The sequence below is a fragment of the Clostridium celatum DSM 1785 genome, from assembly GCF_000320405.1.
Taxonomy (GTDB): Bacteria; Bacillota; Clostridia; order Clostridiales; family Clostridiaceae; genus Clostridium; species Clostridium celatum.
Genome location: NZ_KB291611.1, coordinates 1 through 11,757, shown reverse-complemented (window position 1 = coordinate 11,757; position 11,757 = coordinate 1). Strand labels below are relative to the sequence as shown.

Here is an 11,757-nt window from a genome sequence, read left to right as displayed (position 1 = left end):
TTGTTTTTTACACAAATCTATCTACTCTCCCGATTTAGTTTATAACTAAATCATTTTTTTATATTTTAAAGCTGCTAATACTTTTTCACAAGTTACTGGTAGTTCATAAAATCTAATTCCAATAGCATCATAAATTGCATTTAAAATAGCTGGAGCTGTTGGTAACATTACTGGTTCACCTAATCCCTTTGCACCAAAAGGACCAGTATATTCATTTTCCTCAACAAAATATGATTGTATATTTGGCATATCCATAGATGTAGGGATAATATAATTAGAGAAATTTGTATTTTTAATTTTTCCTTTATTTAAATCAATTTCTTCCATAAGAGCATATCCAATACCCATTAAGCATCCACCTTCTACTTGACCTTCTGCCAAAGTAGGATTAATAATTTTTCCTGCATCATTGATTGCTACAATTTCTAGTACATCTATCTTACCAGTTTCAGTATCTACTATAACAGTAGCTCTTTGTGCTCCAAATGTATATGGCCAATAAGGATTGCCTTGACCATCTTCATTATGAATCTTTGATGTAGTTGCTTTAAAATAACCATCTTCATATGTTGAAATATTATTTTTTATCATATGTTGAAGTATTTTTTTTATCATATCTGATGAAGTTAATTTTTCACTTTTATTAATAACTTTATTAATATTATTTCTTAATTTAGAACAAGCATTTAGAACTGCATTACCAGTATTATAAGTTTGTCTGCTAGCTGCAGCTGTACCAGAATCTTTCAGAATACTTGTATCGGTATTGATTATATTAACTAAATTTTTATCTATATTTAATGTTTTAGTAGCAATTTGCCACATTATACTCTTGCCACCAGATCCTACGTCAGATACTTCAACATATATATTAATGGTTCCGTTATTTTCTATTTTTGCACTTGCTCTTGATTCATCTGGAAATCCATTACCATAACCAGTGCCATAAAAAATTGAAGCATATCCAATACCTTTCTTTTTCATTTTAATTACTCCTTACAAATCAACCCTATCAATAGAAGCTAATTTTTCTATGCATTTTTTAATGACAATATTTCCTTCTAATTTTTGGCCAGTTGCAGTGTAGCTTCCACAATTAAAAGCATTTATATTTCTAAATTTAAGAGGATGAATATTAAGCTTTTCTGCTAAAATGTCCATTTGAGACTCATAAGCTATTGGAACTTGTGCAGCTCCAAATCCCCTCATTGCACCACAGAATGGATTATTAGTATAAATAGCATATGCTTTTATATCAACATTAGGTATTTCATAGGGACCTGTAGCATGTACTGCTGCCTTTCTTACAACATTAATTCCCCAAGATGCATAAGCACCAGTATCAGCATATATTCTAGCTTTTACTGCAGATAACTTTCCATTACTATTAACAGATGTTTTATAATACATTTTCATAGGATGTCTCTTACTATGGGATATGGTAGATTCTTCTCTAGAGTAAATTATCTTAACTGGCTTCTTAGTTATATATGAGGCAATAGCAGCATGACATTGTGGATTTATATCTTCTCTTCCACCAAAGGCCCCTCCAATAGTCATATTAATAATATTTACTTGCTCCTCTTTAAGATTAAGACATCTAGCAACTTCTTCTCTATCATAGTGTGGATATTGTGTTGCAACATACAAATCTAATGTATTATTATTTTTATAATTCGCGATAGCTACTTCTGGTTGCATAAAAGCACGGTCAGTCATTTGTGTATAATAAGTGTTAACTGTTATAAATTTAGAATTTTTAAATCCCTCTTCAATATTTCCTTTTTTTATTGTTATGTCATACAAAATATTATTTCCATTTCCTAAAATAGGAGCATCACTTTTTAATGCATCTTCTATTGTAAATATACCTTTATATTCCTCATACTCTATATTAACTTTTTCTAAAGCTATTTTTAAACTTGTTTTATCTTTTGCTATAATTAATACTATACAATCACCAATTCTTTTTATTGTATCTTTAACTAAAATGGGAATATCTTTAAATACTACTCCATGATTAATTTCTCCAGGTATACCTTTATAATCAATAACATCAATTACACCATCTAACTTCTTAACTTCCGATATATTTATTGATTTAACTCTTCCATAAGCAATAGAACTTCTTTTAACTCCTGCATAAAGCATATTTTGAAATTCTAAATCATCTGGAAATGATGCTGTACCTAATACTTTTTCATATGCATCTGGTCTTATTACACTTTCACCAACCAATTTTTCACCTCCAAAAGTATTAGAACTATTTATTATTTAATTTACTTTCAGCTAGTAGTATAGCTTGTATTATTTTTTTGTATCCTGTACATCTACATAAATTTCCTGATAACGCAACTTTGATTTCTTCTTCATTTGCATTTGGATTTTTATCTAAAAGTGCTTTTGCACTTAATATCATTCCAGGAGTACAGTAACCACATTGAACAGCCCCTACTTCCATAAAAGCTTCTTGTATTGGATGGAGCTTACCTTTATATGATACTCCTTCAATTGTTATTACATTTTTTCCATTTACTGAAGAGGCTAACATTAAACAGGAATTGATAGTTTTACCATTAACAATAACTGTACATGCACCACATTCTCCTTCTCCACATCCTTCTTTAGTACCTTTTAACTTTAATTCATCTCTTAAGAAGTCAATTAATCTTACTGTTGGATCAATTTCTCTACAATAATTTATTCCATTTACATTAATAGAAACTTTAATATTAAACACCTTCTATCTTTAATGCATTATATAAAGCCTGTTTATAAATACCTTTAACGGCTTCTTTCTTAAAATTAACAGTCCTTCGTCCACTTATACTACTATATACTGAGTCTTCTAAAATACTTAAAATTTTTTCTTGAAACAATGCATCTTGATCTTTATTTAAAACTAAATTTTCAATTTCATTAACTTTAAAAGGGAATCTTCCAGCTGCTCCAATAAATAAATTAATTTTATTAATTTTTAAATCAGTTATTGACAAGCTTACAGCTGCACTTATCCTTGATATAGCTAATGAATTTCTTTTACCAAGTTTGTAATATCCACTTATAAAATTATTCTTTGGTATTATAATGTTTGTTAAAATTTCATCCTCTTTTATATGTTCAATATTATAATTATTAAAATAATCTTCAATTTTAATTTTTCTTATTCTATTAATAGACTCCAATACTAGCTCGCTGGCTAAAGACATTAAACAAGGAATAGAATCTGCTGCGGATGCAGCATTAATAATATTTCCACCTAGAGTTGCCATATTTCTAATTTGAGGTGAACCCATATGTTTACTGCATTCATATAAACAATTAAAATATTTCTTAATTAATTGATTTTCTTCAATTTCAGAAAATGTAGTCATTGGACCAACTAAAATATATTCTCTTTCTTCTTTTATCTTAAATAACTCTCTAATTTTACTTATATCTAGCAACATTTCTGTACTTATATTATTTTTTCTAATATTAATGATTAAATCCGTTCCTCCAGCCAATATTTTCAAATTACCATTAGCTAATAACATCTTTGCTTCATTTAAAGTGTTAGGTTGTAATATTTGCATTAAACTTCACCTACTATAAAGTAGAATATATAGTAATGTTCTACTTTTTATTATTTATTTAAAAATTAGGTTCATTAACAATTTTTCCAGCTACATATCTTTCTATAATATTATTAGAGTTTCCTATATATATAAACTTTTGCAATCTTTCTTCCAATGTCAAATTATTTTTAATTAATAAATCACTATCATCTATAATTAATGCATCAAATTCATAACCTTTTTCAAAGCTACCAACATTACCAAAAAATTTACCGCCGCCTTTAGTTGCTAAATAAAACAATTCATTTGTTGTTAATTTTTCATCAGTTCCATTACTATTAAGCCATCTTAAATTAGATACTTGTGCTGAATATTTGATAACGTCAGGAATATATAATGTGTGACCAGCAGATATATCTGATCCTAATCCTACTTGTATTCCATTGTTTATTAATTGTCTAATTGGTGCTATGCCACTAGATAAATTTAAATTAGATATTGGACAATGTGCTACAAAAACATTTTTATTTTTTAGCAATTTAATTTCATCTTCATTAACTAATATACAATGAGCCATGATAGATTTATTAGTTCTAAATAACTTAGCATTATCATATACATCAGCATAATTTTTGAAATTTGGATGTAATTTCTTAACAAAAGTTATTTCATCTAAATTTTCGCATAAATGAGATTGAACTGGTATATCATACTTATTAGCTATATTTCCTAAGCCTTCTAATAGTTGAAAGCTACAACTTGGTACAAATCTAGGTGTTATTATAGGCTTTACTAAAGCATATTTATTCTTATATTCCTCTATAATTTCAATTGTTTCTAATAAAGAGTTATTTGTATCTTCTTTTAATATATCTGGACATTCTCTATCCATATTTACCTTTCCAATATATGCAGCTAATCCAGATTTATTAAATAAATCTAAAAGTAACTTAGTACTTTCCTTATGAATGCTATTAAATATACAACATCTTGTTGTACCTAATTTCCATAATTCTTTTATTAAAAGTTTATATATTTTTTCTGAATATTTTATATCACTATATTTTTCTTCTTCAGGGAAAGTATATTTATTTAACCATGGCATTAACTCTTTATCTAATCCTATACCCATATTAGGAAATTGAGGTGCATGTAAATGTAAGTCTATAAAACCAGGTATTATTAATTTGTTTTTATAATCAGTTACAGAAATATCCTTATATTTTATAGGTAGTTCTTTATAGACTCCATTCACTATTCCATCTTCTACTATAATAGTTCCATTACTTAATATCTCTAATTTACCAAATGAGGGTGAAAATATTATATTACCTTTTATTCCATAGATGTTCTTCAAATTTATATCTCCTTTCTGTTAATTGTTAAATTATTTTTCCGTTAAAGCTTTTTTAGTTGCTTTAAAAATTTTTTGGTATCCTGTACATCTACATAAATGTCCTGATAATTCTCTTTTTATTTCTTCATCACTATATTTTTTGTTGCTATTAACTAAATAAGTTGTTGTTAACACAAGTCCAGGCGTACAAAATCCGCATTGGATAGCCCCCTCTTCTATATAAGCTCTTTGTACTTTACTTAACTCTCCATTTTTAGAAACACCCTCTATAGTTAATATCTTCTTTTTATCAGCCCAAATAGCTAAGTAAATACAAGAATCTATTGGAAGTCCATCTACTAATACTGTACAAGCACCACATTCTCCAACAGAACAACCTCTTTTTACACCTGTTAAAAATAATCTATTTCTTAATACATCTAAAAGTGATTCCCTAATATCAACTTCTAAATTATATTCAGTATCATTTACTGTTATATTAATTTTTTCCATTTTAGAAGAATTCATTTTTTACTTTATTTCACTCCTTATAACAGTAGAATTTAATATTCTCTTTACTAAGATATTAATTAAATGTAATCTATAATCCTTTGATCCTCTCCAAGAATTTCTTGGATTTGCATCAGTCATAGCTAGTTGTGCAATTTTATTAACTGTCTCATCACAAACTATTTGACCTATAGCGTAACTCTCTGCATTTTTACATCTTATTGGTGTAGGTGCTGCCACTCCAAGTGCTATTCTTAAATCTTTAAATACTCTTTCATTTCTTTCATATAAAACTGCTACTCCTAGTAGTGATATATCCAATGCTTTTCTATTAGAAAATTTTATATATTTGCCAATCTTATTTAGATAATCATTTTTTTCAATTAAAATTTCGGTTAAAAGTTCATTGTTTTTAATATTTACTTTTCCAGGACCCTCATAAAAATCACTGATTTTAATTACACGCTCTGAAGTTAAACTTTTAATCTTTATTTTAGCATTAAGAACCAATAAGGCTGGTGCACTATCAGCTGAGACAGCTCCATTACATATATTTCCTCCTAAGGTAGCAACATTTCTTATTTGAGGGCCACCCATAGATACAGCAGCTTCACTTAATATTGGAATATAGTCATTAATAATTTTATTTCTAAAAATATCTGAAAAAGTTGTTGCTGCACCTATTGATATTGTTTTATCGTCTAATATGTTAATTCCTCTTAATTGATTTATTTTCTTTATACTTAATAAATTTATATTAGAAATTTTTCCGTGATGTAGTTTAATAAGGACATCTGTTCCGCCACATATTATTTTAAAATCAGGGTTATTATTTAATTCTATTAGTGCTTCATTTAATGATTCTGGTTCCTTAATTTTATTTATATCAAACATAAAACTCCCCCTTTATATTAATCCGGTTTCTTTAAATTTTTCAAAAACACGTTGTGGATTCATAGGAAGTTTATTAAATGCTATACCAGTTGCATCTAAAACAGCATTTCTTATAGCTGGTGCTGGAGAAATTGTTGGATTTTCTCCAAGTGATTTTTGACCAAAGCTACCTGCAGGATCCTCTAATTCTACAAAATCAACACCGATAATAGGGGTATCTAAAATAGTTTGAATTTTATAATCAAGTAAGTTATTATTTAATGGTTCTCCAGTGTCCTTATTAAATAACAGTTCTTCTGATAATGCATATCCAAGTCCCATACTTACTCCACCTTGAACTTGTCCTTCTGCTATTTTATGATTAAGTATTTTTCCAGAATCATGAATATTATATATTTCTAAAATTTCAATTTTACCTGTTTCAATATCAACTTCTATCTCTGCAAAGGTAACTCCATATGCTACTGCATTAATTTTTATATTTTCAGATATATCACTTGTTATAGGAGCGGCATTTTCTCTATCATAATAAGATTCAAGAGCTATTTTTGCTAATGGGCATATAACATTTCCTAGCTTCTTTTCAATAATTTCGCCATTATTTATATCTAATTCTGAAATATTTAATCCACATTTTTTACTTGCTAAAATAAGAACTTTTTCCTTAACTTCAAGTGCTGCTTTCTTAACTGCTGCACCTGTAATAAAGCTTTGTCTTGATGCATAGGCACCTGTATCAAATGGAGTTATATCAGTATCTTGAGTACTTATAATATGAACATCTTTTATATTTATACCTAAAACTTCAGCTGCCATTTGTGAAAAAATAGTATCACTACCTTGTCCAATTTCAGTTGCTCCTACTTGGAGTTGAATAGATCCATCTTGATTCATAACAATTCTTGCTCCTGCTAATTCAAGTGATACAGGATATGTACCAGAGAAATAGCTAAAACAAGCCATACCTAGCCCTCTTCTTTTATTTCCATAATACTTTTTATATGCTTCTTTCTTCTCATCCCATTTTATTAATTTTTTACCTTTTTCTATACAGCTTATAAGGCCAAATGATCTTACCTTAATATTATTTAATGGATCAATATATCCTAAATTAATAAAATTATCTTCTCTAAATTTTATTGGGTCAATATTTAACTTTAAAGCAATATCATCTATATGGGATTCTAAAGCAAAACATACTTGGGGGATTCCATATCCTCTCATTGCTCCTGCAGTAGGTAAATTAGTATATATTGTTTTAGGTTCTACTTTAATAGAATTAAAATTATATAATGGTCTAAATTTACTTGCAGCACTCATTGCAATTGAATGTCCATGTGAGGCATAAGCACCATTATTAACTATATTTTTCATATATATTCCTAATAATTTTCCTTCTTTAGATACTGCTGTTTTAATATTATATTTCATTGCATGTCTAGTTCTAGTATCTATAAATACTTCTTCTCTACTTAAAGAAAGCCTAACTGGTTTGCCATTTACAGCTAACGTCATTGCTACAGTCAATGGCTCAATTATTACATCTTGCTTATTTCTAAATCCACCACCAACATAAGGCTTAATAACCCTAATTTTTCCCCAAGGAATATTTAGAGCTTGCCCAACTATTCTTCTTACAATATGAGGTATTTGAGTTGATGTTACAATTACTATTCTATCGTTGCTATCTACATAAGCATATGCACTTTGATTTTCTAATTGGCAATGTTGAACTATACTTGTTTCATACTCACCTTCGAAAATATATTCAGCTTTTTTAAATTCACTTTCAATATCACCAATGTTTATTACAGAAGAGGCTATTATATTATCTTCTTTTTCACTATGAATTATTGGTGCACCTTCTTTAATAGAATCTTCTGGATTAAATACAGCAGGTAAAACATCATAATCAACTCTTAATAACTTTAATGCTTTTTTTGCAATTATTTCATCTTTTGCAACTACTGCTGCAACTGCATCACCAACGAATCTAGCTTTTTCCGCAAGTATTAATCTATCTTCAACATCTTTATGATTTGGATCTAGTGAATACGGATGCCCTGCAGTTGCAAATTTTATATTGGGTAAATCTTTATAAGTTAGTACTGCTTCCACACCAGGCAACTTCAACGCATCATCAATATATATATCTTTAATAATAGCGTGAGCATAGGGACTTCTAAGAACCTTTCCTATAAGCATTTCTCTCTCAAAAAAATCATCTGTATATTTTGCTTTTCCAGTAACTTTAGCAACTGAATCAACTCTATCAATACTGTTTCCAATAACTTTGTAACTCATTGATTCACCTCATATTAAAGTATTAAAAATATAATTTATAAATATATTCTGTTATTATTAAGATGCAAATAATATAGCTATATTTTAAAAATATGGTCTTCTTATAAACAATCCCTCAGACTTAAACATATCCATAACAAATCTTAAATCGCTGCATCCAAAATCCATAATTTTTATACACCAAGAGTTTATTTCTAAACCAATTTTTAATTCGTTGAATATAATATCCATCCTTTTATTTTTAACAGATAAGTTGTATATAATATCATCTATAAATCTATTTATATCATTATCATAAGGTTCAAAGGATAGATTTTCTCCTTCATCCTGTGATAATTTGAATATATGATTATCATAAAGATATAGTTTGCTTAAGGCTAATACATATTTATTTAAAATATTATAACTATTATTTTTTAATATGTTAGCTTCAAAGTCTTCATACTTTATAGTATTATTAACTATTTTAGGAAGTATATCTATAGTGTAGATATCTCTATATTCCTTTTGTTTATAATTATCATTTATTAATTTCTGAAATAATACTTTTATTGCTTTACTTTCGTTAATAATATTTTCATTCATAAAATCACCTCAAATATTTATTGCTTTTACTATATTTATATTGCTTATAATACTATTTTAATCTTTTTTATTATTTATATAACTTTTATTTATATACAAAAAAAGACAAGCTTTCGCTTGTCGTGAAAATATCTAATCATTTATATACTCTTTTTTTAATAGCTCAATTTCGTTTTTATATCCATCAAGTTCATTTGGAGTTTCTAAGAAAAATGGTAAATGTTTAAGTTTTGGATGATTAATTATTTTACTTATCCCATCAAGTCCTAAGCTTCCTTCACCAATTTTTTCATGTCTATCTTTATGGCTACTAAATGGATTTTTACTGTCATTTAAATGAATAGCTTTTAATCTATCTAACCCTATAATTTTATCAAACTCTTCTAATACATTGTCTAAATCATTTACTATATCATATCCTGCATCATAAACATGACATGTATCTAAACATACACCTAAATGATCTTTTAATTCAACTCTATTAATTATTTCAGCTATTTCTTCAAAGCTTCTTCCTATTTCTGTACCTTTACCGGCCATAGTTTCAAGTAAAACAGTTGTAGTTTGTTCAGGTTTAAGTACAGTATTTAACATTTCTACTATATAATTTATTCCAACATCAACACCTTGTTTAACATGACTTCCAGGATGGAAATTGTAAAGATTATTAGGTAAGTATTCCATTCTTACTAGATCATCTGCCATCATTTCTGTTGCAAATTTTCTTGTATTTTCATCAGCAGAGCAACCATTTAATGTATAAGGTGCATGAGCTAAAATTTTAGCAAAGTTATTTTCTTTCATAATAGTTAAAAGTTCATTTATATCATTTTCATTTATATCTTTTGCTTTACCACCTCTAGGGTTACGAGTGAAAAATTGAAAAGTATTTGCTCCTATAGATAAAGCTTCTTTCCCCATATTTTTAAAACCTTTAGTGGTTGATAAGTGACATCCAATATTCAGCATTTGTATTCCTCCAAAAATAAATTGTTATTTTAATAAAATAATACTATATAAAAATTTTATTATCAATAGATAATACTTATTAAATAATAATATCATTTATTCAGTATAACATATAATAGGTGTTCCAGGTTCTATATTTTCATAGATTTTTTTTGCAAGATATACTGGTAAGTTAATGCAACCATGGCTACCATTACTCTTATATATATTGCCACCAAAATCATTTCTCCAAGTAGCATCATGAAGGCCTATATTAGAATTAAATGGCATCCAATAGCTAACTTTTGAACTATAGCCAGCACCTTTTAATGTTGCATCTTTTTGCTTATAATTTAAAATGTAAGTTCCAACTGGTGTTGAAAGACCTCTACTTTCATTACCACTGACTATATCACCTTGAGCGACTATATCACCATCTTTATAAAACCATAAATATTGATTTGTTAAATTAATTTCAACATAAGTGCTACCTATATCATTTTCTCTTGTACCTAGTGCTTTTTGTAGATAAATAGGTTCCTTTATTATATTTTCACCGTTTTTTATATCATTAATCAAAGCCTCTCGTTCCTTTGACCTGTTTATTCTCCAACCGTAATTGCCGCCTATTACAGTTATATTTTTTTTAGTAGTAGTTTTAAATTCTCTAGCTTTACCATATGTATTGTATTTGTCGCCTAAGGATTTCAAATATTCATCAATTTTATTATTGTCAAAGATAATGTTAAAACTATCATCAATATCTAACCAAGTGTTTATAGTATTTCCATCTAGAATTTCAATAGTATCATCAAATGTATAGTATATTCTTGTATTAACATAGTTGTTTAATGTATCTTTAGTATCTAATACTTTTTCAGAGGTAGCTATAAATTTGGGATCCTCATAGCAATTTATATCATCAAATACTAAGGATTTTGTTCCAATATATATAGAATTTAAAATATATGCATGTAAAAAATCTTTATTAATTTTATTTCCGTAGACTTCATCAATTATATAGTATTCACTACCATTAAACTTTAATGTTGCATTTTGTGGCTCTATAATATTTTCTTCTTTAAAGCAGTTTAACTTTTCAAATTGTTCATTGAAGAGGGAGTTATCATAGCTAAATATTTCATTGTTCACATATTTATTATTTTGAAAAAACAACAATGGCCATAAATAAGGATTTTGATTATTTTTTATTTCTTGAAGTTTTTCTTTAGAGTTATATTTAAAATTAATATCACTTCCCGAAATATTTTCTATTAACCCGCCTCTTTCTTTCAATTCAATGGTATAATTATTAGCAAATTTATTTAAAATCACATTAGCTTCTTTAATTGTTTTACATGAGAGATTTATATTATTTAAAGATGTTCCAACAAAAAAGTGATTAGAAAAGTATATTACGATTACAAAATATATAGAAAGTAAACTACAAAATAAAATCAATATATTAAAAATAGGTGATTTTTTATTATTTACCACTAACTCTTCCCCCTAAAGTTTTAGATTGCTTATATATTTTATGTAGATTAATTATATTTAAGACTAATAATTAATTTTAAATATAAAAATAGACTAATCGAGTAGGAGGAAAATAATTATTTTATT

Annotated in this window: 11 protein-coding genes; all 11 read right to left on the bottom strand. The window is 27.3% G+C overall.

Going from position 1 to position 11,757, the window contains the following annotated elements:
- Positions 1 to 45: 45 nt before the first annotated feature.
- Positions 46 to 984: a xanthine dehydrogenase family protein molybdopterin-binding subunit gene (locus tag HMPREF0216_RS18070; protein ID WP_005210766.1), complete on the bottom strand. Its 939-nt coding sequence runs from the start codon at positions 982 to 984 to the stop codon at positions 46 to 48.
- Positions 985 to 996: 12 nt separating this feature from the next.
- Positions 997 to 2,238, bottom strand: a complete 1,242-nt coding sequence (locus tag HMPREF0216_RS18065) for a xanthine dehydrogenase family protein molybdopterin-binding subunit (protein WP_005210764.1) — start codon at positions 2,236 to 2,238, stop codon at positions 997 to 999.
- A gap of 25 nt (positions 2,239 to 2,263) precedes the next feature.
- A complete protein-coding gene (locus HMPREF0216_RS02520) occupies positions 2,264 to 2,740 on the bottom strand; it encodes a (2Fe-2S)-binding protein (RefSeq protein ID WP_005210762.1) in 477 nt (158 codons plus the stop codon).
- Entirely contained in the window at positions 2,733 to 3,575 is an 843-nt protein-coding gene (locus HMPREF0216_RS02515) for an FAD binding domain-containing protein (RefSeq protein WP_005210758.1), read from the bottom strand. Before HMPREF0216_RS02515 ends, HMPREF0216_RS02520 begins: the two co-directional genes overlap by 8 nt.
- A gap of 58 nt (positions 3,576 to 3,633) precedes the next feature.
- Positions 3,634 to 4,914, bottom strand: coding sequence for a guanine deaminase (gene guaD / locus HMPREF0216_RS02510; RefSeq protein ID WP_005210756.1), 1,281 nt, complete (start codon positions 4,912 to 4,914; stop codon positions 3,634 to 3,636).
- Between the two features lie 30 nt (positions 4,915 to 4,944).
- Positions 4,945 to 5,421, bottom strand: coding sequence for a xanthine dehydrogenase subunit XdhC (xdhC, locus tag HMPREF0216_RS02505; RefSeq protein WP_005210755.1), 477 nt, complete (start codon positions 5,419 to 5,421; stop codon positions 4,945 to 4,947).
- Positions 5,422 to 5,424: 3 nt separating this feature from the next.
- Positions 5,425 to 6,297, bottom strand: a complete 873-nt coding sequence (gene xdhB, locus HMPREF0216_RS02500) for a xanthine dehydrogenase subunit XdhB (protein WP_005210753.1) — start codon at positions 6,295 to 6,297, stop codon at positions 5,425 to 5,427.
- A 12-nt stretch (positions 6,298 to 6,309) separates the two neighbouring features.
- Positions 6,310 to 8,601 (bottom strand): xanthine dehydrogenase molybdenum-binding subunit XdhA, encoded by a 2,292-nt coding sequence (xdhA, locus tag HMPREF0216_RS02495; protein WP_005210751.1) that lies wholly within the window; start codon positions 8,599 to 8,601, stop codon positions 6,310 to 6,312.
- Positions 8,602 to 8,685: 84 nt separating this feature from the next.
- A complete protein-coding gene (locus tag HMPREF0216_RS02490) occupies positions 8,686 to 9,186 on the bottom strand; it encodes a hypothetical protein (protein WP_005210750.1) in 501 nt (166 codons plus the stop codon).
- A 132-nt stretch (positions 9,187 to 9,318) separates the two neighbouring features.
- Positions 9,319 to 10,155 (bottom strand): deoxyribonuclease IV, encoded by an 837-nt coding sequence (locus tag HMPREF0216_RS02485; protein WP_005210749.1) that lies wholly within the window; start codon positions 10,153 to 10,155, stop codon positions 9,319 to 9,321.
- A gap of 96 nt (positions 10,156 to 10,251) precedes the next feature.
- The gene (locus tag HMPREF0216_RS02480; protein ID WP_005210748.1) at positions 10,252 to 11,631 is read right to left on the bottom strand and encodes a L,D-transpeptidase family protein; all 1,380 of its coding nucleotides are present in this window, start codon (positions 11,629 to 11,631) and stop codon (positions 10,252 to 10,254) included.
- Between the last annotated feature and the right edge of the window lie 126 nt (positions 11,632 to 11,757).

Coding starts and splice junctions, on each gene's coding strand:
- HMPREF0216_RS18070 (WP_005210766.1), bottom strand. CDS start 984: ATGAAAAAGAAAGGTATTGGATATGCTTCAATTTTTTATGGCACTGGT.
- HMPREF0216_RS02515 (WP_005210758.1), bottom strand. CDS start 3,575: ATGCAAATATTACAACCTAACACTTTAAATGAAGCAAAGATGTTATTA.
- xdhC (WP_005210755.1), bottom strand. CDS start 5,421: ATGAATTCTTCTAAAATGGAAAAAATTAATATAACAGTAAATGATACT.
- xdhB (WP_005210753.1), bottom strand. CDS start 6,297: ATGTTTGATATAAATAAAATTAAGGAACCAGAATCATTAAATGAAGCA.
- xdhA (WP_005210751.1), bottom strand. CDS start 8,601: ATGAGTTACAAAGTTATTGGAAACAGTATTGATAGAGTTGATTCAGTT.
- HMPREF0216_RS02490 (WP_005210750.1), bottom strand. CDS start 9,186: ATGAATGAAAATATTATTAACGAAAGTAAAGCAATAAAAGTATTATTT.
- HMPREF0216_RS02485 (WP_005210749.1), bottom strand. CDS start 10,155: ATGCTGAATATTGGATGTCACTTATCAACCACTAAAGGTTTTAAAAAT.